Below are 20,556 nucleotides of genomic sequence, written 5' to 3'. Positions count from 1 at the left end.
GTGCGATGCGGTTTCACCTCACGCACCAACGGCTTCGTCAGCCGGTTCTTCTTCGGCTGCAAGCTCGTCTTCGGTGATCCAGCCAGCCTTGAGGCGGGCAGCCAGAACCATCTGCTCGGCATCGGCGCGCGTCACGCCATGGCTGGCGAGCACACCCGGAAATACCTTTGTCTCGCCGTCCTTGCGTTCCTTCCACCCGGTCAGATCGTCGGCCGCGTAACCAGCGAAATCCTCGATCGTCTTGATGCCGTCCTCACCGAGCGTCACCATCATGGCGGTGGTGATGCCGGGGATTTCGCGCAGCTCGTCCTTGACGCCCAGCGCCTTGCGCTTGTCGTCGTGCTCGGCCTCGATCTTCTCCAGATACTCGCGGGCGCGGGTCTGGATCTCCGAAGCAGTGTCGTCGTCGAAGCCATCGATCGAGGCGATTTCGCCGGCGTCGACATAAGCGACTTCCTCGACGCTGGTGAAGCCTTCGGAGGCCAGCACCTGGCCGACCATCTCGTCGACATCGAGGGCTTCCATGAACAGCGAGGAGCGCTCGACGAATTCCTTCTGGCGGCGCTCGGATTCTTCAGCCTCGGTCAGGATGTCGATATCCCAGCCGGTGAGCTGCGAGGCGAGCCGCACGTTCTGGCCGCGGCGGCCGATGGCCAGCGACAGCTGGTCGTCGGGAACCACGACCTCAATGCGTTCGGCATCCTCGTCGAGCACGACCTTGGCGACTTCGGCCGGCTGCAGCGCGTTGACGATGAAGGACGCGGCCGAAGGCGACCACGGAATGATGTCGATCTTCTCGCCCTGCAATTCGCCGACGACCGCCTGGACGCGGCTGCCGCGCATACCGACGCAGGCGCCGACGGGATCGATCGAGGAGTCCCGCGAGATGACGGCGATCTTGGCGCGCGAGCCCGGGTCGCGGGCAACCGACTTGATCTCGATGATGCCGTCATAGATCTCCGGCACTTCCATGGTGAACAGCTTCGCCATGAACTGCGGATGGGTGCGCGACAGGAATATCTGCGGGCCGCGCTGCTCGCGGCGCACGTCGTAGACATAGGCGCGGACGCGATCGCCATATTTGTAGTTCTCGCGCGGGATCAGCTCGTCGCGGCGGATGATGGCCTCGCCACGGCCGAGATCGACAATGACATTGCCGTATTCGACGCGCTTGACCGTGCCGTTGACGATTTCGCCGATGCGGTCCTTGTATTCGTCGTACTGGCGGTCGCGCTCGGCCTCGCGCACCTTCTGCACGATGACCTGCTTGGCCGACTGGGCGGCGATGCGGCCGAAATCCATCGGCGGCAGCTGTTCGGCGATGAAGTCGCCGAGCTGGGCGTCGGGATTGCGCTCACGCGCCGAGGATATGGCGATCTGCGTGGCGTAGTCATCGACCTTCTCGACCACTTCCATCAGCCGCTGCAGCTTCATCTCGCCGGTGTTGGGATTGATGTCGGCACGGATGTTGGTCTCCTGGCCGTAACGCGAGCGCGCCGCCTTCTGGATCGCATCGGCCATGGCGGCGATGACGATCGACTTGTCGATCGACTTTTCACGCGCGACCGCATCGGCGATCTGCAGCAGTTCAAGCCTGTTGGCGCTTACAACCATGTTTTTTCTCCCGAGCTTGTTGCCGAGCCTTTGCGCCCGGCAGCCCAATCACATTTCCTGTTCGGTTTCGTTTTCCGCGCCCTCTGGCGCCTCGTCTTCCGGCTCGCCGCGGCGTTTCTTCGCTTCCTTGCGCGCCCTGTTGTCCTTCGACAGCGCGTCACGGATGAGATCGTCGGTCAGGATCAACCGGGTTTCGGCGATCGCATCGTAGGGTACGCGCACCGTCGGCTCTTCGCCATAGGCGGCCTTGTCGCGCTCGATCAGCACGTCATTTTCACCGGCTTCGACGATCTTGCCCTTGAACCGCTTGCGATCGGCGACAACGATCGATGTTTCCATCTTGACCAAGTGACCCGTCCACGTCGCGAAATCAGACTTGCGGACCAATGGCCGGTCGATGCCGGGCGACGAGACTTCGAGATGATAGGCCTTTTCGATCGGATCATCGACATCGAGCGCCGGCGACACCGCGCGGCTGACCTCTTCGCAATCCTCGACGGTCATGGTGCCGTCCTCGCGCTCGGCCATGATCTGCAGCGTCAGCCCGTTCTGGCCCGACAGATGCACCCGCACGAGGCGGAAGCCGATCGCGCGCAGCACCGGCTGGACGATCAACGCGATGCGCGCATCGATGCCGCTCTCGCGGATGATGCGATCGTCGCCCTCGCTTGCCGTTGCAGTCATTCGATTCCTGTCGTTCGATTCGAAGCTATCGGCAGGTAATAAAAAAGAGCGGGACCGGGTGGACCCACTCTTCGTCATACCGACCAAGAATTTGAGGCTGATATAAACGATCGCGGCCGGTGTTTCAAGCCCGCTATGCCCGACCGGACAAAAGCCGTGGCGGCGCCAGCGTTGCGCCAGGCGCATGGCGTCCATGCGGCGACGCCTCTGTGAGCCTCAGAGCCGCACCCCCATCTATGTTGCATTGCACAAAGATGAATGAACGTCACAGCAGCGAAAGGGGTTTGACATGACCAACCGCAAGATCTTATCCGCCATAGGCGATCTCTTCACGACATTTGGCGGCGCGGTCGCCGCTTCGCGTACCGTGGAAGCCGGCCGCAAGCCACGCGCGGATGACCTGCGCAACCTCGGCATGGATCCTGCCATCTTCAACAGGATCGGCCGTTTCTGAAATTTGGCGGGCGGATGACGCTCGCCTTTGCCGGGGTGAACGCCGGACACAATGCGCTGTGTGAGCGCGCTGCGCTGTGTGAGCGCGCTTACGTCCTGATGAAGGTGAGATAGGCCGGCCGCCGGCCCTCACGAATGGCCTTCGCCTCGTAGCGGGTGCCGGGCCAGCCGTCATAGGGACGATGCCAGTCCGCCGCCTCCGAAGCCTGCCAGGCGAACCCGCCATGCGCCCGGCAATGCAGCAAGGTCCAGTTTACATACGTGTCGATGTCGGAGGCGAAACGGAATTTTGAACCCGGCTTCAGGACGCGCGCGAAACGGTCGAGATTGACCGGGCTGACGAAACGGCGCTTCCAGTGCTTCTTCTTCGGCCAGGGATCCGGATAGAGAAGGTCGATGCCGTCGAGTGAAGCTTGCGGCAGCCAGTCAAGCAGCCGGGTGGCGTCGTCGTCATAAACCCGAAGATTGGCGAGTGGCTTTTCCTTGACCGCCATCATCATCTTGGCCATGCCGTTGACGAAGGGTTCGACACCGATAAAGCCGATCGTTGGCGCCTCGGTCGCGCGATGCAGCAGATGTTCGCCGCCGCCAAAGCCAATCTCGAGGCGAACTGCCGAAACATCCGCTTCAAACAGAGTGCGCGGATCAGCCGGCGGTTCAGCCGTCAGATCGAGCCTATATGTCCCGAAACCGCTCTCCAATGCGGCCGCCTGCTGCGGTCGCATGGTCTTGCCGCGCCGGCGACCGAAAAATGCTTCGGTCGCGCGGCGTGGTCTGTCCTTCGGTTCCACAGCGAGGCCTTGGCGCCGCTATCAGGCGGCAACCGCGTCCTTGAGTGCCTTGGCGAGATCGGTCTTTTCCCAGGAGAAAGACCCATCTCGGCCGGCCTTGCGGCCGAAATGGCCGTAGGAGGACGTCTTGGCATAGATCGGCTTGTTGAGATCCAGATGGCGACGGATGCCGGACGGCGAGAGATCCATGACGGTGCGCAGCGCTTCCTCGAGCTTGGCCTCGTCGACCTTGCCGGTGCCGTGCAGGTCGACATAGACCGACAGCGGCTGGGCGACGCCAATGGCGTAGGAAAGCTGGATCGTGCAACGGTCGGCGAGTTTCGCCGCGACGACATTCTTGGCCAGATAGCGGGCCGCGTAGGCCGCGGAACGGTCGACCTTGGTGGTGTCCTTGCCGGAGAAGGCGCCGCCGCCATGGGGTGCCGCACCACCATAGGTGTCGACGATGATCTTGCGGCCAGTGAGACCGGCGTCGCCGTCAGGGCCACCAATGACGAACTTGCCGGTCGGGTTGATGTACCACATGCAATTGTCGGCGATCTTGAGGTCGCCCAGCGCCTCGCGGATATAGGGCTCGACAACCTGGCGCACCTTCTTGGAGTCCCAGCTTGCATCGAGGTGCTGGGTGGAGAGCACGATCTGCGTCGCTTCCGCCGCCTTGCCGTCGACATAGCGAACGGTGACCTGGCTCTTGGCGTCCGGCCCGAGCTTACCGGCCTCGCCGCTGCCTTCGTGGCGCGCGGCGGCCAGCAGTTCGAGGATCTTGTGGCTGTAGTAGATCGGCGCCGGCATCAGGTCCGGCGTCTCGCGGCAGGCATAACCGAACATGATGCCCTGGTCGCCGGCACCTTCCTCGCCCTGACGGTCGGAAGCGTTGTCGACGCCCTGGCCGATATCGGGCGACTGGCCGTGCAGCAGGACCTCGATTTTCGCCGTCTTCCAGTGGAAGCCGGCCTGCTCGTAGCCGATTTCACGGATCGCCTTGCGGGCGACCGACTTGAACTTGGCCGGATTGACGATCGGATGACCTGCGGCATCCTTGAGGATGTTGCCTTCCTTGTCCTTCTTCAGCAGCGTCTCGGGAACGCGCACCTCACCGGCGATGACGACGCGGTTGGTGGTTGCCAGCGTCTCGCAGGCGACGCGGACTTTCCACGGATCCATGCCGGTCTTCTTGGCTTCGCGATAGACCAGATCGACGATCTCGTCGGAGATCCGGTCACAGACTTTGTCGGGATGGCCCTCGGAAACGGATTCCGAGGTAAAGAAGTAATTCTGCCGCGTCACGGGTGTCCCCTCTTGAAAAACGATCGGCAGGCTGCCGATTTTGGCGCGCCACGTGTTAGCGGGGCGGAGCGCCGCTCGTCAAGCGGTGCCGCCGTCCTGGCATGAATGTCAATGCAGTTATCTTGTGCCACCGGCGGCAAGTCGCCGCCGGTGCAACGGGATTGCGGATCAGTCGGGATCGTCGGCGGAGAGGGACTTGACCAGATCTATGATCCTGCGGCGCACCTTGGCGTCGGCGATCTTGACAAAGGCCCGGTTGAGCTGAAGACCTTCGGGACTGCCGCAGAATTCGACGGCGAAAGCCATCGACGCATCTTCGGCAAAGCCACGGCCGGCAACAGGCTCCTGGCCCGGCGCATCCTCGAAAAAGAAGGCAACAGGCACGCCGAGTATGGAAGCGATCGCCTGCAGGCGGCTGGCGCCGACGCGGTTGGTGCCCTTTTCATATTTCTGAATTTGTTGAAATGTGATGCCGAGATTCTCGCCCAGTTTCTCCTGGCTCATCCCCAGCATATTGCGGCGAAGCCGGATGCGGCTCCCAACATGGATATCGATCGGATTCGGTTTCTTCTTGTTGTCTTCTGCCATTTTTTCCTCGCCGAATTTTTTCGGCTTTCTCTATTTTTTTCCTGCCCAAATGGAGCCGGAGGCAACTGCCCCAACAGAACGATCAACCGACTTCGAGAAATTTCAGGCGTTACAGTATGAGTTTCTAATGTGCGGGCTGTCAATTCGCCCGTAGCCTTTGCCTTACGTTCAACAGCGCCGCTGCAACGGCAAACAACAACATGATCAGCATTCCGTTAATCCGCCGCTGGCCGGACGATACGATACTCTGTTCGGAAATCGGCACATGTGCATCGATGGCGCCGCGCGCGTCGATCGCCAGCGCATCGACGATGCGTCCGCGTGGATCGACAACGGCCGAGATGCCGTTGTTGGCAGCACGCAACAATGGCAATCCATTCTCCACCGCGCGGATTTGAGCCTGCCTGAAATGCTGGTACGGACCTGGCGTGTCGCCGAACCAGGCATCATTTGTGACGTTCACAATAAGCTGTGCTGACGTTGCGTCAACTGCCACCAGATCGGGAAAAATCACCTCATAACAAATAAATGGCAGCGCGCGGATGCCGCCCGGCAGCGTGAGGGCGTGCCGCTCGTTGCCGGCGGTAAACGTCATCGGCCCGGCAACCAGCTGCTCGATGCCGAAACGCTCGAGCAGATCGGCGAACGGCAGGTATTCGCCGAACGGCACCAGATGAACCTTGTCCACGGCATCAGTGATTTCACCCTTGTCGTTGATCGCCACCACAGAGTTGTAGTAGCGGCTGTCGGCGTTGGCGGCCGAGCCGCCTTCCTCGCGCACGACGCCGGCTATCAGCGTCTGGCCATCGCCCAGCATGTCACCCAGCGCCGTCAACGCGTCGGGCCGCTCGGTGAACAGGAACGGCACCGAGGTTTCCGGCCACAGGATCAGTTGCGGCTTTGCATGGCCGGGGTCCGGGGCCTTGGCCGAAAGGCCCATCAGGACCGCGAAGATGCGGTCGCGGACCGAAGCGTCCCATTTTTCCGACAGGTCGACGGCCGGCTGGACGATGCGGACATCCAGGCTGTGCGTCGCCGGCTTCTCGGGAGCTGCAAGCCTGACATAGCCGAAGCCGGCATGGGCCGCGGCGAGGATGACAAACAGCGCCGCGCCGAGGCGAAGATGCCGGCGCGCCGCCAGCAGCGCCGGCAGCGCAAAGAGGAACACCGCGAGCACGTTCATGCCGACCATGCCGGTGACCGAGACGCTCTGCATCAGCAAGGGAACCGGCATTGCGGCGTAGCCGATCGCATTCCAGGGGAAACCGGTGAACAGGAAGCCGCGCAGCCACTCCGCCAGCCCGAAGCCGAAGGCAAGGGCGGCAATACGGCCTATGTCGCTGCTCCAAAAAAGCCGCGCCACCATCGCCGCGAAGCCATAGAAAAAGGCGAGCGCGAAGGGAATGCCGACCACCGCGAAGGGAAGCGCCCAGGCAAAGCTGTCGGCCTCGACCAGCAGCGCCGAACCGATCCACCACAGGCCGGCGAGGAAATAGCCGAAGCCGAACCACCAGCCGACGGCAAAGGCAGGCCGCAGGCGCCGGAACAGGCTGCCGGACGCTTCGCCGGTGGCGCCGTCGAGCAGCCAGACCAGCAAGGGAAACGAGATGAAACAGGCGGCGAAGAAATCGTAAGGTGCCTGGCCAAGCACCGCCAGCGCCCCCACGAGAAACGCGACGAGCGCACGCCGCCAACCCCAAAGCAGAATTATCCGGCCGGCAAGGCGCTCCATGCATACTTCCGAGTCGCGCGAATCAGGAAGCAAGATTTAACAGGCTGTGGTCCGCGCTCCAAACGGCAGCGATCTGGCGGGAAGCGCGCCCGGGCCGAGCCTAGCGATGCCAGCCGTCGATGCGCAGACCGCCCAATCGCTCCGCCTCCTCGCGCGGAACCAGGCGAATGGGTTGCGTGAAGGTCCAGACATGACCCTCGGGATCACGGGCGCGATACTGACGTTCGCCATAGAACTGATCGGCGGGCTCCTGGATGATCTCCGCGCCGTTTGCCCTGGCTTGTTCGCAATGGGCGTCCAGTCCATCCTTCAGGCGCACATAGACGCACTGCGTGTTCCTGCCGCCGACCGAAGCCGGACTGGCGACGTGGTCGGCCCATTCGGAATCGACGATGATGTAGCTGTCGCCGAACCGCATCTCAGAATGGACGAGCTTTCCCTCTGCATCGCCGACCACCATGCTGCGCACGAAGCCGAAAGCCGCCTCAAGCCAGTCCAGCGCGGCACGAGGATCCTTGTAGAAGACACCGGAGCCCAGGCTTGAGTGCTTGAACGGGTCGTCGAGTGTCATCGGGGAGCGAAACGCTCACGCCTGCTCGGCACGGGCGGTGGCGCGCCGGCGGCGTTCAGCCTTCTGGATTTGCACGATGCGCACGCGCTTCACGCGGCGCGGATCTGCATCAAGCACGTGGAACTCGAAGCCGGGAATGGCCTGCACCACCTCGCCCCGGGCCGGAACGCGGCCGAGCGTGTTGAAGATCATGCCGCCGATGGTGTCGACATATTCGCCGTGTTCGCCGGCGGCGAAATCCCCACCGATCATCTTGGCGACATCGTCGATCTCGGCCTTGCCGTCGACGATGAAAACGCCGTCACCGCTCTGGGTGATCATCGGCTCGTCGTCGTCATGCTCGTCCTCGATGTCGCCAACGACCATCTCGACGATGTCTTCCAGCGAGGCGAGGCCATCGGTGCCGCCATATTCGTCGATCACCAGAGCCATCTGCGTGCGCGTCGTCTGCATGCGGCCCATCAGGTCGGAGGCAAGCATCGACGGCGGCACGAACAACACCGGGCGGATCAGGCTGAGCTCGCCAATGGTGCGCGCGAGGTCGACCTGCGCGAGATCGAGAACCGTGGCGGCAGGGGTTTTCCTGCTCGTGCGGCCCTTCTTGACCCGCGCGATCTTGGTGATGTGGGCCAGCACGTCGCGAATATGGACCATGCCGCGCGGATCGTCGAGGGTCTCGGAATAGACCGGCATGCGGGAATGGCCGGATTGCTCGAAGGTGCCCAAGAGATCGCCAAGCGTCGTCGTGATCTCGACCGCCTCGATGTCGGCGCGCGGCACCATGACGTCCTCGACGCGCACTTCGCGCAGCCGCAGGATGTTGTTGAGCATGGCGCGTTCGCCGGGCGAGAAGGCGCCGGCATCGCTCGTCGTCTCGGCAAGCGCACCGGCGATTTCCTCACGCAGGCTGGTGCCGTTGCGTTGCCGGAACAAGCCCAAAACGCGTTCGAACAGGGAGGGACCGGCAGGCGAAGACTCGCTGGCAGCGCTGCCGGTAACGGTACTCGGACTTGATCCCTCTTCCGACGTATCGGAAGCCTTGGTAGCACTGCCGGCGTCGGGGCGGGCGGCAGTCTCTGGTTTGTCGTTCATCGTCGTCCGGTCAATTGGTCTTTTGTAGTTACGCGTAGGGATCGGGAATGGCAAGCCTTGCGAGCGCTGCGCGTTCGATGGCCTCCATCTCCTCGGCCTCGGCGTCGGTCTCGTGATCATAGCCCAGGAGATGCAGCAGGCCATGGATGACGAGATGGGAGATATGGTTCTCCAAGGGCTTCTCTTCCAGTGCCGCTTCGCGCGCGACCGTTTCAGCGGCCAGCACGATATCGCCCAGCATCGGCGGCAGCGGGCCACCCTTGGGAAACGGAAAAGCCGGGAAAGACAGGACGTTGGTTGGCTTGTCCTTGCCGCGCCAGCCGGCATTGAGCGTGCGTATCTGGGCATCGTCGGAAAAAACGACGCTGAGTTCGGAGCGTCCCGCCGCGCCGGTTTCGGCGAAGGCGGCACCGGCAGCCCGTTCGACCAGCCGCAAAAGTACGGCCTCTTCAGGCCAGTTTCCCGCTTCGACGGCCAAGTCGATGTCGACGGGAAGCGAAATCTCCCCACCGACTGGTTTTATGTCCTCAGGCATGACGCCGCATCGTCAAAATCAATTCTCGGCGCCGAGGCCGCGCGCCAGCTTGGCATCCCGGTCGTACGCCCTGACGATTTCCGCCACCAGCGGATGGCGAACCACGTCGACATCGTTGAAGCGCACGGTCACCGCGCCCGCCACGCCGTCGAGGACACGCAAGGCTTCGACCAGGCCGGATTTGGTGCTCGGGGGAAGGTCGATCTGGGTTGGATCGCCGGTGACGATCATGCGCGAGTTCTCGCCCAGACGCGTCAGGAACATCTTCATCTGCATCGGCGTGGTGTTCTGCGCTTCGTCGAGAATGACCGCGGCATGCGCCAGCGTGCGGCCGCGCATGAAGGCGAGCGGCGCGATCTCGATCACCTCGGCGGCAATGGCCCGCTCGACCTTGTCGGCCGGCATCATGTCGTAGAGCGCATCATAGAGCGGACGCAGGTAGGGATCGACCTTCTCCTTCATGTCACCCGGCAGGAAGCCCAGCCGCTCACCGGCCTCGACCGCCGGCCGCGAGAGAATGATGCGTTCGACCATGCCGCGTTCGAGCAGCATCGCCGCATGCGCCACCGCCAGATAGGTCTTGCCGGTGCCGGCCGGACCGATGCCGAACACGAGTTCCGATCGCTCCAGCGCCCGCATGTAGGCGTCCTGGTTCAGCGAGCGGGCATAGATGGTCTTCTTGCGGGTGGCGATCTGGGCGGCGGAGACCTTGCCCTTGCGCTCCAGCGTCGGCAGGGTCAGCTGATCATCGGCGGCGACAGCCATGCGCACGGCGCCGTCGACGTCGGACTGACCGATATCCACGCCCTTCTGCAGAATGCCGTAGAGATTATCCAGGGCGCGGCGCGCCTGCTCGGCGGCCGAGGCGGACCCCTTGATGGTCAGCTGGTTGCCGCGCGAGCGGATGTCGACGCCGAGCTTCTGCTCGAGCCTGGCAAGATTTTCGTCGAACTGACCGTAAAGGGCGCTGGCAAGCTTGTTGTTGTCGAAAGTCAGAACGATGTGCGCCATGTCAGAAGCCCCAGATGCCGGTACCGGGGGCAGGTTCTTCAGCTCTGCTGCGCTCAACCGTCTCTCCTCATCTGCCGAGACCCTCAGGCCAATTCGGCGAACAGGCTGTTGTAGCCCGTCTTCGTGATTCGCACCTGGATAATGTCACCGATTTCGCCGGCCTTTTCATCAACAATAACCGGCTGCAGCCAAGGCGAGCGGCCAACCTTCTGGCCGGCCTGGCGGCCGGGCTTCTCGATCAGCGTGTCGATGGTGCTGCCGACGAGGCTCAAGCCAAAGTCCTGCTGCTGTTTCACGAGCAGTGCCTGCAGCCGCTGCAAGCGTTCATCCTTGACGGTCTCCGGCACGTGATCGGCCATCTCGGCGCCCGGCGTGCCGGGACGCGGCGAATATTTGAACGAAAAGGCCGAGGCGTAATTCACCTGGCGCACCAGTTCCATGGTCGCCTCGAAATCCGCTTCGGTCTCGCCGGGGAAACCGACGATGAAGTCGCCGGAAAGCGCGATATCCGGCCGGGCGGCACGGATGCGGTCGAGCAGCGCCAGATAGTCCTTCGCCGTATGCCGGCGATTCATCGCCTTGAGGATGCGGTCGGACCCCGATTGCACCGGCAGATGCAAATAAGGCATCAACGCCGGCAGATCGCGGTGGGCGGCGATCAGTTCATCGTCCATGTCGCGCGGGTGGCTGGTGGTGTAGCGCAAGCGCGCCAGCCCGGGGATTTCGGCGAGCCTGGACAGCAGCCGGCCAAGGCCCCATTCCTCGCCATTTTCGCCCTGTCCATGCCACGCATTGACGTTCTGGCCGAGCAGCGTCACCTCGCGCACGCCGGCTTCCGCCAGACGCTGCGCCTCCGCGACGATCTGCGCCACCGGCCGCGACACTTCGGAGCCCCTGGTATAGGGCACGACGCAGAAGGTGCAGAACTTGTCGCAGCCTTCCTGCACGGTGAGGAATGCGGTGACGCCGCGCTTGATGAGCTCGGCTCGCTTCGGCTGCGGCAGATGCTCGAACTTGTCCTCGATGGCGTAGTCGGTTTCGACGATCTTTTCGCCGCCGCGCACCCGCGCCAGCACATCGGGCAGCCGGTGATAGGTCTGCGGGCCGATGACCAGATCGACGGCCGGCGAACGGCGGATGATCTCGGCCCCTTCGGCCTGCGCCACGCAGCCGGCGACGCCGACCAGCATTTCGCGCCCGGTGCCGGCGCGTTCTGCCTTCATCTCGCGGATACGGCCGAGCTCGGAATAGACCTTTTCGGCTGCTTTCTCCCTGATATGGCAGGTGTTGAGCAGCACCAGATCGGCCTCGCCGATGGTGTCGGTCGCGGTGTAGCCGTCGGCGGCCAGCGCATCGGTCATGCGCTGGGAATCATAGACGTTCATCTGGCAGCCATAGGTCTTGATGAAGACCTTCCTGGTCGCTCCTGCCGGCGCGGCCATCCCTTCGGCGGTGGCGTCGATGTCGTCACGCTCTATCGTGTTCAAGTCCATCCGGCGGCTTCTAACGCCTTTCCGTGACAAAAAACAGACGATTCTCCGCTGCCGCCGTCATGCTTGCCGGCGAACGCGCGGCCGGCTAACGGCTGGAGCGCGGATCGGCAAGCGCCGCCTGCATCATCTCGCGAACCCTGCTTTCCATAAGCTTCGACGTTTCCTTGCGGTTCGAGCCCTTGGAAAAGGCGATCGGCTCGCCGAAATGCACCTCGACATCGAGGGCGCCCTCCGCCAGCAGCACCCTGAGATGCGGCATCAGGTCCTCATCGCCGATCCAGGCGGCAAGCGGCCGGTGCCGGCGGCCGAGCGGCACGCCATGCAGGCGCGTGTAAGCGATCGCCACCGGCTGGATGAACACCTGTTCCGCCGCGCCTTCCGAAATCGCCATCGAGGCGGCGCCAAAAAGCGTGCTCTTGAAGGGCAAGATGACGTTGCCGTCGCCGGTCGAGCCTTCGGCGAACAGCACCATGGCGTCGCCCTTGGCCATGCGGCTGGCGATTTCGCTTGCCTGGTCGCCAGACGAACGCTTGCGCTCGCGCTCGATGAAAACGGTGCGCTGCAGCTTCGACAGCATGCCGATCAGCGGCCAGCCTTCCATATCCGCCCTGGCGATGAACTTCACATCGGCAAAAGAGCCGAGCACCATGATATCGGTCCAGGAGATGTGATTGGCCGCCACCAGCAAAGGGCGCCTGGTCGAAAGCGCGCCGTGGACGTGGACGCGCATGCCGAGCGCCCTGATGATCAGCCTGTGCCAGATCTTCAAGATGAACGTTTCCGGCCACCAGCCGGTCTTCATCGACAGGATCTGCAACGGCACGAGGATCAGGGAACCTGCGACGACGAGGCCCAGCGCCAGGAAAATCCTGATTTTCTTGATCATCGCCCCTACCCAGGCCTCTGGCTAGCGAAGATCGCGGCGCATGACAAGCGCACCGGTCGGGCCGCGCTCGGGCGACTTGTAATAATTCGGACGCTTGCCGACCTCGCGGAAGCCGAGCCGCCGATAGAGCGCGATCGCGGCGACATTGGTCTCGTCGACTTCGAGGAAGAGCGCCTCGGCGCGCTGCGCGTGCAGTTCGCGCAGCACCGCGTCCATCAACTGCCAGCCAAGCCCCTGCCGGCGATGGGACCGCGCCACCGCGACGGTCAGGATCTCGCCCTCGCCGGCGGCCAGCCTGGCCAGCACGAAGCCGACCGGCGGCTTGGAGCCGTGCCCGGTCTCGCGCGCGGCATAGCCGAACACGGTGTCCTGTTCGAGCAAGGCGGCGAATTCGCCATCGGTCCACGGGCGGACAAAGTCCTCGCGGTGCAGCAGCGAGACCGCCGGGCTGTCGGCGATCTTCAGCGGCTCGAGCGCATAGTCCCGGCGCCGCGGCTGGAGAAAAGGTATGCGCATTAATTTCCGTTTTCTTGTTTGACCACGATCTTTTCCGAAAACCGGCTTCCACTTTTCGCTACCGCGTTCCTTCGGTTCGGGATCACGGTCTGAGCCTCGCCAGTATGAACCCGGCCTGCGGCTTGGCGTCCGCACCGCGCAGATAGAGTGGTTTCGGCCTTTCGCCTTCCCCCTTGGCGGCAGCCAGCCGAGCGTATGTGAGAATGTCGGCGGTAGCCGTCCGAGGGCCGATATCGAAGGCGCGCCCGGCCGATGCGGCAATCTGCGCTGCCGCGGTGCCGGCCAGCACCGGAGAGCTTTCCGTCGCCATGGTGGTGGCATCCGCCAGCGTGGTCACCGCCGGTCCGTAAGTCAAAACCGACATTTCATCGTAAAGGGCGGCATGGATTTCCTCGCGCCCGGCATCGAGCGCCGCCAGCACGGCGCGACCGGGAAATGTCACGGCCGCTTCAGCCGCCAGTGCCTCGAGCGTTGTCACCCCGATCGCCGGAATCTTCAACGCCAGCGCCAGACCGCGCGCGGCCGAGACGCCGACACGCAGACCGGTGAAGGAACCGGGGCCGACGGAAACCGCGATGGCGCCCAGACCGGCATAGTCGGTTGCGCTCGCCTTCAGCGCCTCGGCAATGACTGCCATCAGGTGCTCGGCGTGGCCCTTACCCAGGTCGATCACCGAGCGGCCGAGTTCCTGCTTCGCCTCCGCGTCATAGACGCAAGCGGCGCAGAGATTGGCGGCACAGTCGATGGCGAGCAATTTCATGAAACGACCGGTTCGAGAACAGTTTCCCTGTGCCCGCCACGGCGCGCCACCGCAAGGGGATAGTGCATAATTTGTTAAGCGGCTTCGCTTCGGCCTTGCCGGAAAAGCATCTACGCGACTGGCTCGATACGCAGCATATGGTTGTCCCAGACATAGTCCGGCTCGGACCGTGTCGCACCACTGCCCGCGACGATCTCGCCGGCGCCGGTGGTGGCCATGAAGCCGGTTCCGTCGGGCGCCACGCCGCAGACCTCGACCAGTGCGCTGGCCGAGACGACCTTGCCGCTCGCCGCGTCGATCACGGCAAGCGAATTGCCCTCCGGCGACGAGACGGCGACGGTGCCGGCAACCGGATTGGCGGCGACGGAGCCGATATAGTTGCGGAAGCCGGTCAGCACGTCCCGCGGCATGTCGAGCAGTTGCAAGTCCTTGCCCCGCCCGGCGCGGCCGACCAGCAGCGGGCGATCGGTGCCCGGCCCCCTGTACTGGCAACCGAACCAGACCGTTCCGGACCGATCGGTGTCCATGTGGCGGATCGACAGCTGGTGCAGTGCGGCCGGCAGTTCGTGCTTCTCGACGAGGTCGCCGGTGACGCGGTCGATGAGCACATAGGATGGCTTCATGGTCGCGATGTTGAGCTCGGCGCGGCCGTAGTCCGGGTGGGTCTCGATGCCGCCATTGGCGACGGCAATCGTCCTGCCGTCCCCCATGAGCAGAAGCTCGTGCGGCCCCATTCCATAGGTCGGGAACTCGCCGATACGGTTGAATTTCGCGCGCGCATCATAGACCCCGACCATGCCGGCGGCATTGTCGAAGTCGTTCTCGGTGGCGTAAAGCAGCGCGCCGTCGGTCGAGAACACCCCATGGCCGAAGAAATGCCGGCCGGCGATGCTGGCGATGGTCAGCGGCGCGTCGCGTCCGGTGTGATCGAAAACGATCGCGAAGGTACCGGGCTGGCGGGCGAAGACCACCGAGCGCTTCGAGACCGGATCGAAGGTGACGTCATGGCCGCGATCGGGCAGGTCGATCGCATGCAGGACCTTGCCGGCCTCGGACAGCACGGCGGCGCCATAACTGCCATCGCGCTTGACGAAAGCGGTGGCGAAGACGGCGTCGGCGGCAAGCGTCTTCGCCCATGCCGACGGCGCCATTGCGGCCATGAAGCCTGCCCCGGCGGCCCTGAGGAAATCACGGCGATCTATGAGTGGCGTTTTCAAGGATCAGTCTCTCTTTTTGAGCATGATCTCTTCCGAAAACCGGATTCCGTTTTTCGGGATCATGCTCAGTCCCCATCCAGCGACGAGAAGCCGGCGGTCAGGCCGAATTCGGCGGTCAGCCTGGTTCCGAACAGGGTCGACAGGCTGGAGGTGATCAGCGCGAAATGGTCGAGTTTGTCACGCAGCACCGGATCGGCGAGCGCCTTGTCGATCGGACCTTTGACGGCCTTGGCGGTGGCAACGCCGTTGACCAGCTGGATATGGATCGATTCCGCCATCCAGCGCGCATCGGGCGGCAATGCGTCGCCAAGCTTCGAAGCCTGGAACAGCGTATCGATGCCGGCGAGGTTTCCAGCCAGTGAATTGGTGGTGTTTTGCGAGCGCCAGTAGATCGCCTGTTTCGGCTTGTCCGCATCCGGCTTGCCGCCGAAAAAGCCCTTCAGGCGGACATCGCGGACCATTTCCAGCTCATTGATGAAGACGCCGACCAGTTCCGTCACCGCTTCGTTGCCATCGCGGTATAGCGGGTTCTGCGGTCCCGGATTGGCCCACAGCGCGGCAAACCCGTCCGGCTTGTTCCAGGCATCGCTGACGTCGCCGGCCATGGTTTCGATGTTGCCGGCAAGCGCAGCGCCATAGGCGCAGCGATAGGAACCGCCTTTGCCGGTCAGCGCATCGGCGCCATCGCCATAAAGGACGAATTCCAGCGCGCCCAACCCTTGCATGGCAACGCTCTTGCCGGCCAGTTGAGCGGGATCGGTGGCGGTCGGGTCCTTGTCCGCCAAGGCAGCCTGCACCTGCTTCAGGCCGATGCCCTTGCGATCCGGCCAGAACAGCATGCGTTCCAGCCGGTTGTTTTCCTTGATCGGCCCGAAGCCGATGATTTCGGCTGACGACCAGGCATCGACCGCGGCTGAAAATTCGGCACGCGCCGCATCAAGCTCCCCTTGCGAGGGCGCGGTGCAGAGCTTGCGCACGGATCCGGTCAAGGTTTCCGCATGCTCGTGCAGGCTTGCATAGGCCGGGCGGACAAACCCATCGATCGCTCGCTGGATGATGTCGGAGGCTTTCACCGCCGCCGACGCCGGGAAGACACCCAGCAGAGCCAGAGGCAGAACGAGAACCAGTGCGGAACGCTTCGGCATCAGAGTGACTCCAGGAATTTGACCAGGGCATCTCGGTCCGTGGCGCTGGCGGCGGCAAAACGGTCACGCGCCTTCTGCGCCTCGCCACCATGCCAAAGGATCGCCTCGGCCAATGTGCGCGCTCGGCCATCATGCAGGAAGAAGGAGTTGCCGTTGACCGTTTCAGTGAGGCCGATGCCCCACAGCGGCGGCGTGCGCCACTCATTGCCCGCCGCTTCCCCCACGGCCTGACCATCGGCCAGATCAGGTCCCATGTCGTGCAGCAGAAAATCGGAATAGGGCCAGATCAGCTGGAACGCCTGCGCCTTGTTGGGCGTGTCGCGACGGGTGACGAATTTCGGCGTGTGACAGGCAATGCAGCCGATCTCGTAGAAGACCTTCTTGCCGGCCAGCACCTGCCTTGTGTCGAGGCCGCGGCGTGCCGGCACGGCCAGATTCTGCGAATAGAAGGTGACGAGATCCATCACCGGCGGCGGTGCCTCGGCCGGGCCAAGCCGCTCCTGCACGCCGTTCGGCATGGCGAGACATTTTGGCTGCGCGGCGGTGCAGTCGCCCCAGTGTTTCGGCACTTCGGGCGTCGAGATGCCGATATCGCCGGCAAAGGCATCCGCTGCCTGCTGTCGGATCGACGCGGTCTGTGCCTTCCAGCCGAAACGGCCAAGCGCCAGCTCGCCGCTCTGGCCGTCGCGCACGATGTTCGGCCGGCCGGAAATGCCGTCGCCGTTGCGGTCGTCCGGGTCGGCGTTGGCAAGGATGTCCGCCGGCGCAATCTGTTCGATCAGGCCAAGGCCGATCATCGGTGGGGTCAGGCGCGGCGACAGCGTGGTGCGCGGATCAAGCGGCCCATAGGCGGGATCGGCGACCGAATAGGCAGGTTTGCGCAGCCAAACCACGCTGCCGTCCGCCAGCATCACCTTCCGTTCCTGATAGTCGACATGCATCCTGCCTTCGCCACGCAGGCCGGGCACGGCCAGTTCCTGCAACTGCGTGCCATAGGCCGGGTCGGGGAAATTGAGCACCTTGTGGTCGGCAAGCGCGGCTCTCTCCTGCGCGCTGCTCGCCTCGCGCGCCAGCCGCAGGAACATCGACGTGGTGCCGGCCTCGCCTTCCGGCGGATGGCCGCGGCCATCCTTCAGATGGCAGTTCTGGCAGGCGCGTTCGTTGAACAGGGGGCCAAGTCCGTCCGACGCCTGCGTCGAGGATGGCGACGACACCCAATTCTTGCGGAACAGGGCGTTGCCAAGCTTGAAGGTGCCCTCTTCCTCGAAGGTGATGTTGGCCGAGGATTGCGAGAAGGAATCGCGGCTGACGTCCTTTCTGGACGTGCCGGCGCCGCCTTGCATCAGTTCGAATTGCTCGGGTTTGGAAAAATCAGTGGTCGGCCTGATGATGGTGGTGACGCGCGCCTGATCCTTCGCACTGAGGTCGGTGCGCGTGATGGCGAGGCCGGGAGGCCGAGGGTCGCCGGCCATCGCGCAAGAGGTGAACGCCACCACGAAGAGGACGCAGCGCCTGCCGACCAATCCGGCTGGTGTTTTCTGACGGAGCGGCGAGCCGGCGGCCCGCCGCAAGCGGCGCACGAATTCTAGCAGGCGCCGCATTCCAGCATGCCTCAATCCGCCTCGTCCGCCGATGCGGCGTTGAGCTGGCCGTATTTTTCCTCGCCGATCGAGGCGAGCAAGTCGAGCTGCGTCTCGAGGAAGTCGATGTGACCCTCTTCGTCAGCCAGCAATTCCTCGAACAGCTTCATTGTCACGTAGTCGCCCGCTTCCTCGCAGATCTCGCGCGACCGCTTGTATGCCGTGCGCGCGTCATACTCGCCGGCGAGATCGGATTCGAGCACTTCCTTCACATTCTGCCCGATGCGCAGCGGCGCCACGGACTGCAGGTTCGGGTGGCCTTCGAGGAAGATGATGCGGGCCACGAGCCGATCGGCATGGTGCATCTCCTCGATCGATTCCGCGCGTTCCTTTTTCGCCAGCTTGGCATATCCCCAGTCTTCAAGCAGACGGAAATGCACCCAGTATTGATTGACCGCACCGAGCTCCAGAAACAGAGCCTCATTAAGCCGCTCGATGACCTGCTTTTCGCCTTTCATGGGTTCCGCTCCCGTATTGGACGCGCAGCCCTCTGACGCGATCCAGGTGTGAAACAACATCCATGCCGCTCGCCTCCGAGCGGGCGTGGTAATTTTCGGTGACCCGAATGATCGTTTCGACCACATTTGGAAAGCAGCCGCAACAACGACCGCGCTTCTGCATGGCGTGATAGACCTTGGCCGGCACGATCAGTTGCCAGGGATCCTGATCCAGCAGCCCGACGATCGTCTGCTCGATCTCCTTCTCGGTGATGATGTTGCAATGGCAGATCAGCATTATGTTGCTCTGGCTGACGGCGCCCCGGCACCGTTTGGCTGGTATTTCCTGGTCGGCATGACCTTTTCCGAAAATCGGTTTCCACTTTTCGCAGACGCGGACCTCCGGTCCGGGGTCATGCCAAGACGACTCTTACTTGAACACCTTGTCCGGCGCGTCGAGACTGTCGGAGCCCTCGAAGGCAATGTCGTTGAGCTTCAGCGAGCCGACAGCGCGCTCGATCGACTTGGTCTGGTCGACCAGTGCGTCGATCGCTGCCTGCACGGTGGCGTTGCCTTGCGTATTGCCCTCGGCGATCTGCTGGTCATAGGCCTCGCCGGCCAGTGCCCGCGCCTTGATCGCCTCCATCCTGGCGACGCTGACGTCGAGCTTGTCCGACAGCTCCTTGTCGATCGCCGGATCGGCCGCTTTCACCATATCCGACACCGAAGGACCCGAAACAACGGTGCCGTCGAGCCTGACATAGCTGGCATGATAGGCGGCGCGAATGCCGATGGCGTCGTAGAGATGCGAGTTGTGGGTGTTGTCGGAAAAGCAGTCATGCTCCTCTTCCGGATCATGCAGCAGCAGACCAAGCTTCATGCGCTCGCCGGCCAGTTCGCCATAGGACAGCGAGCCCATGCCGGTGAAGATGATCGAGACGGCGGTGTTCGGTTCGCCATCGACGAGGTTCTTGCGCGCGGCGCCGTCCTCTTTCCAATCGTTGACCATCTTCTGCAGGTCGGAGACCAGAAGGTCACTGGCCGACTTCAGGTACTGGGCGCGGCGGTCGCAATTGCCGCCGGTGCAGTTTTTGAGGTCGTAGTCGGTATAAGGGCGCTCGCCGGCGCCCGGACCGGTGCCATGCAGGTCCTGGCCCCAGAGCAGGAACTCGATGGCGTGATAGCCAGTGGCGACGTTGGCCTCGATGCCGCCGGCCTCCTGCAGCGTGCCGGAGAGGAATTCCGGCGTCAGGTTCGAGGCGTCGACCTTCTTGCCGTTGATCTCGATCTCCTTGTTGGCGATCACATTGGCCGTATAGAGCGAATTCGCGTCCGACTCGGCGCCGTAGCTCTTGGCGACATAGTCGATCAGGCCTTCGTCCAGCGGCCAGGAATTCACCTCGCCTTCCCAGTCGTCGACGATCTTGTTGCCGAACCGGTAGACTTCGGTCTGCTGGTAGGGAACGCGGGCCGCCTTCCAGGCGTCGCGAGCCGCATTGAGCGTTTCGACCGAGGGGGTGGCGAGCAGCGCGTCGACGGCCTTGTCGAGCGCCTGCGCCGTGGTCAGCGCGTCCTGATATTTGGCGAGCCCAATATCGGCATAGGTCTTGATGACCGCCTTCACGTCGGTTTCCGCCTTGGCCGGCAACACAAATACCGCCGCCGTCAGCAGTGCCGTGGCGCCGATCGCTGCAAGCCTGCCGCCATACCGTGCCGTGATCATCGCTCTCATGACTGCTATCTCCTCGAAGTTCGGTGAAAAGCCGGCGCCAATGGCGCGGCAACGGACGGCCCACGCCAGGGCATGTGCATGCAACCGGAGGGGATAGGGACCGCGCGACGACGCGGCTGGCGTAAGAAAGACACCGAAATGCCTCCAATCGAAAGGGTTCAAGGCCCAGACATCAAAGGGATGCGCTTGATGCGCGAGCCCTCCATAAAGCGTCGGAGCAGCTGGAAGTCAACTGGCGAAAGAGATAAAATTCAATTAAAACAACAGTTTAGAATTATTCTAAACTACAACTGTCAACTTTAACCACGCCTCCTGCGTCACGCGCGCCGTGGAACCGCATGATTGACAGACGCCATTCCGGGTGCGACCCGA

The 20,556-nt window shown here is 63.4% G+C and carries 21 protein-coding genes; 1 reads left to right on the top strand and 20 read right to left on the bottom strand.

The features are described 5' to 3' along the window. Positions 1-18: 18 nt before the first annotated feature. Both nusA and rimP read right to left on the bottom strand, forming a co-directional pair. Positions 19-1,614: a transcription termination factor NusA gene (gene nusA / locus OOJ09_RS16065; RefSeq protein ID WP_091579586.1), complete on the bottom strand. Its 1,596-nt coding sequence runs from the start codon at positions 1,612-1,614 to the stop codon at positions 19-21. A 48-nt stretch (positions 1,615-1,662) separates the two neighbouring features. Then, positions 1,663-2,298: a ribosome maturation factor RimP gene (gene rimP, locus OOJ09_RS16060; protein ID WP_269906116.1), complete on the bottom strand. Its 636-nt coding sequence runs from the start codon at positions 2,296-2,298 to the stop codon at positions 1,663-1,665. Positions 2,299-2,587: 289 nt separating this feature from the next. Here rimP and OOJ09_RS16055 point away from each other — a divergent pair, with 289 nt between their 5' ends. After that, complete coding sequence (locus tag OOJ09_RS16055) at positions 2,588-2,752, top strand: hypothetical protein (protein ID WP_269906115.1); 165 nt, start codon at positions 2,588-2,590, stop codon at positions 2,750-2,752. A gap of 88 nt (positions 2,753-2,840) precedes the next feature. Here the strand turns inward: OOJ09_RS16055 and trmB are convergent, their stop codons facing one another. The 18 genes from trmB to OOJ09_RS15965 all read right to left on the bottom strand — a co-directional run bounded on the left by trmB (position 2,841) and on the right by OOJ09_RS15965 (position 20,175). Continuing rightward, entirely contained in the window at positions 2,841-3,542 is a 702-nt protein-coding gene (trmB, locus tag OOJ09_RS16050; RefSeq protein WP_269906114.1) for a tRNA (guanine(46)-N(7))-methyltransferase TrmB, read from the bottom strand. Between the two features lie 21 nt (positions 3,543-3,563). After that, on the bottom strand, positions 3,564-4,829 hold the full coding sequence (metK, locus tag OOJ09_RS16045) for a methionine adenosyltransferase (protein WP_269906113.1): 1,266 nt from the start codon (positions 4,827-4,829) through the stop codon (positions 3,564-3,566). A gap of 168 nt (positions 4,830-4,997) precedes the next feature. Next, positions 4,998-5,417: a helix-turn-helix domain-containing protein gene (locus tag OOJ09_RS16040; protein WP_269906112.1), complete on the bottom strand. Its 420-nt coding sequence runs from the start codon at positions 5,415-5,417 to the stop codon at positions 4,998-5,000. Between the two features lie 139 nt (positions 5,418-5,556). Next, positions 5,557-7,149 carry an apolipoprotein N-acyltransferase gene (gene lnt, locus OOJ09_RS16035; RefSeq protein ID WP_269906111.1) on the bottom strand — a complete coding sequence of 531 codons (1,593 nt, stop codon included), beginning with the start codon at positions 7,147-7,149 and terminating at the stop codon, positions 5,557-5,559. 100 nt (positions 7,150-7,249) lie between these two features. After that, entirely contained in the window at positions 7,250-7,720 is a 471-nt protein-coding gene (locus OOJ09_RS16030) for a VOC family protein (RefSeq protein ID WP_269906110.1), read from the bottom strand. Between the two features lie 15 nt (positions 7,721-7,735). Further along, positions 7,736-8,812, bottom strand: coding sequence for a hemolysin family protein (locus OOJ09_RS16025; RefSeq protein WP_269906109.1), 1,077 nt, complete (start codon positions 8,810-8,812; stop codon positions 7,736-7,738). 28 nt (positions 8,813-8,840) lie between these two features. Continuing rightward, positions 8,841-9,347, bottom strand: a complete 507-nt coding sequence (ybeY, locus tag OOJ09_RS16020; protein WP_269906108.1) for an rRNA maturation RNase YbeY — start codon at positions 9,345-9,347, stop codon at positions 8,841-8,843. A gap of 18 nt (positions 9,348-9,365) precedes the next feature. Beyond that, entirely contained in the window at positions 9,366-10,358 is a 993-nt protein-coding gene (locus tag OOJ09_RS16015; protein WP_019863063.1) for a PhoH family protein, read from the bottom strand. Between the two features lie 83 nt (positions 10,359-10,441). Then, positions 10,442-11,800: a tRNA (N6-isopentenyl adenosine(37)-C2)-methylthiotransferase MiaB gene (gene miaB, locus OOJ09_RS16010; RefSeq protein ID WP_269906271.1), complete on the bottom strand. Its 1,359-nt coding sequence runs from the start codon at positions 11,798-11,800 to the stop codon at positions 10,442-10,444. Between the two features lie 136 nt (positions 11,801-11,936). Beyond that, positions 11,937-12,737: a lysophospholipid acyltransferase family protein gene (locus OOJ09_RS16005; RefSeq protein ID WP_269906107.1), complete on the bottom strand. Its 801-nt coding sequence runs from the start codon at positions 12,735-12,737 to the stop codon at positions 11,937-11,939. Positions 12,738-12,758: 21 nt separating this feature from the next. Further along, positions 12,759-13,253, bottom strand: a complete 495-nt coding sequence (gene rimI, locus OOJ09_RS16000) for a ribosomal protein S18-alanine N-acetyltransferase (RefSeq protein WP_269906106.1) — start codon at positions 13,251-13,253, stop codon at positions 12,759-12,761. An 82-nt stretch (positions 13,254-13,335) separates the two neighbouring features. After that, entirely contained in the window at positions 13,336-14,013 is a 678-nt protein-coding gene (gene tsaB / locus OOJ09_RS15995; RefSeq protein ID WP_269906105.1) for a tRNA (adenosine(37)-N6)-threonylcarbamoyltransferase complex dimerization subunit type 1 TsaB, read from the bottom strand. A gap of 110 nt (positions 14,014-14,123) precedes the next feature. Beyond that, positions 14,124-15,230 (bottom strand): DUF1513 domain-containing protein, encoded by a 1,107-nt coding sequence (locus tag OOJ09_RS15990; RefSeq protein WP_269906104.1) that lies wholly within the window; start codon positions 15,228-15,230, stop codon positions 14,124-14,126. A gap of 65 nt (positions 15,231-15,295) precedes the next feature. After that, positions 15,296-16,375 carry an imelysin family protein gene (locus tag OOJ09_RS15985; RefSeq protein ID WP_269906103.1) on the bottom strand — a complete coding sequence of 360 codons (1,080 nt, stop codon included), beginning with the start codon at positions 16,373-16,375 and terminating at the stop codon, positions 15,296-15,298. Continuing rightward, on the bottom strand, positions 16,375-17,976 hold the full coding sequence (locus tag OOJ09_RS15980) for a di-heme oxidoredictase family protein (protein ID WP_269906102.1): 1,602 nt from the start codon (positions 17,974-17,976) through the stop codon (positions 16,375-16,377). Before OOJ09_RS15980 ends, OOJ09_RS15985 begins: the two co-directional genes overlap by 1 nt. 11 nt (positions 17,977-17,987) lie before the next feature. Further along, a complete protein-coding gene (bfr, locus tag OOJ09_RS15975; RefSeq protein WP_269906101.1) occupies positions 17,988-18,473 on the bottom strand; it encodes a bacterioferritin in 486 nt (161 codons plus the stop codon). Next, on the bottom strand, positions 18,439-18,750 hold the full coding sequence (locus OOJ09_RS15970; RefSeq protein ID WP_269906100.1) for a (2Fe-2S)-binding protein: 312 nt from the start codon (positions 18,748-18,750) through the stop codon (positions 18,439-18,441). The genes bfr and OOJ09_RS15970 overlap by 35 nt, the downstream gene beginning before the upstream one ends. 132 nt (positions 18,751-18,882) lie before the next feature. Next, on the bottom strand, positions 18,883-20,175 hold the full coding sequence (locus tag OOJ09_RS15965; RefSeq protein WP_269906270.1) for an imelysin family protein: 1,293 nt from the start codon (positions 20,173-20,175) through the stop codon (positions 18,883-18,885). Positions 20,176-20,556 lie beyond the last annotated feature (381 nt).

The sequence above is a fragment of the Mesorhizobium qingshengii genome (genome assembly GCF_027563465.1).
GTDB classification, from domain to species: Bacteria; Pseudomonadota; Alphaproteobacteria; order Rhizobiales; family Rhizobiaceae; genus Mesorhizobium; species Mesorhizobium qingshengii_A.
Note: the sequence above shows the minus strand (reverse complement) of the source record. Positions and strands in the feature narration are given on the sequence as shown.

What these genes read in the sequence shown, in the direction of transcription:
- nusA (WP_091579586.1), bottom strand. Translation starts at nt 1,614, where the DNA reads ATGGTTGTAAGCGCCAACAGGCTTGAACTGCTGCAGATCGCCGATGCG.
- rimP (WP_269906116.1), bottom strand. Translation starts at nt 2,298, where the DNA reads ATGACTGCAACGGCAAGCGAGGGCGACGATCGCATCATCCGCGAGAGC.
- OOJ09_RS16055 (WP_269906115.1), top strand. Translation starts at nt 2,588, where the DNA reads ATGACCAACCGCAAGATCTTATCCGCCATAGGCGATCTCTTCACGACA.
- OOJ09_RS16040 (WP_269906112.1), bottom strand. Translation starts at nt 5,417, where the DNA reads ATGGCAGAAGACAACAAGAAGAAACCGAATCCGATCGATATCCATGTT.
- lnt (WP_269906111.1), bottom strand. Translation starts at nt 7,149, where the DNA reads ATGGAGCGCCTTGCCGGCCGGATAATTCTGCTTTGGGGTTGGCGGCGT.
- OOJ09_RS16030 (WP_269906110.1), bottom strand. Translation starts at nt 7,720, where the DNA reads ATGACACTCGACGACCCGTTCAAGCACTCAAGCCTGGGCTCCGGTGTC.
- OOJ09_RS16025 (WP_269906109.1), bottom strand. Translation starts at nt 8,812, where the DNA reads ATGAACGACAAACCAGAGACTGCCGCCCGCCCCGACGCCGGCAGTGCT.
- ybeY (WP_269906108.1), bottom strand. Translation starts at nt 9,347, where the DNA reads ATGCCTGAGGACATAAAACCAGTCGGTGGGGAGATTTCGCTTCCCGTC.
- OOJ09_RS16015 (WP_019863063.1), bottom strand. Translation starts at nt 10,358, where the DNA reads ATGGCGCACATCGTTCTGACTTTCGACAACAACAAGCTTGCCAGCGCC.
- miaB (WP_269906271.1), bottom strand. Translation starts at nt 11,800, where the DNA reads ATGGCCGCGCCGGCAGGAGCGACCAGGAAGGTCTTCATCAAGACCTAT.
- OOJ09_RS16005 (WP_269906107.1), bottom strand. Translation starts at nt 12,737, where the DNA reads ATGATCAAGAAAATCAGGATTTTCCTGGCGCTGGGCCTCGTCGTCGCA.
- rimI (WP_269906106.1), bottom strand. Translation starts at nt 13,253, where the DNA reads ATGCGCATACCTTTTCTCCAGCCGCGGCGCCGGGACTATGCGCTCGAG.
- tsaB (WP_269906105.1), bottom strand. Translation starts at nt 14,013, where the DNA reads ATGAAATTGCTCGCCATCGACTGTGCCGCCAATCTCTGCGCCGCTTGC.
- OOJ09_RS15985 (WP_269906103.1), bottom strand. Translation starts at nt 16,375, where the DNA reads ATGCCGAAGCGTTCCGCACTGGTTCTCGTTCTGCCTCTGGCTCTGCTG.
- OOJ09_RS15980 (WP_269906102.1), bottom strand. Translation starts at nt 17,976, where the DNA reads ATGCGGCGCCTGCTAGAATTCGTGCGCCGCTTGCGGCGGGCCGCCGGC.
- bfr (WP_269906101.1), bottom strand. Translation starts at nt 18,473, where the DNA reads ATGAAAGGCGAAAAGCAGGTCATCGAGCGGCTTAATGAGGCTCTGTTT.
- OOJ09_RS15970 (WP_269906100.1), bottom strand. Translation starts at nt 18,750, where the DNA reads ATGCTGATCTGCCATTGCAACATCATCACCGAGAAGGAGATCGAGCAG.
- OOJ09_RS15965 (WP_269906270.1), bottom strand. Translation starts at nt 20,175, where the DNA reads ATGATCACGGCACGGTATGGCGGCAGGCTTGCAGCGATCGGCGCCACG.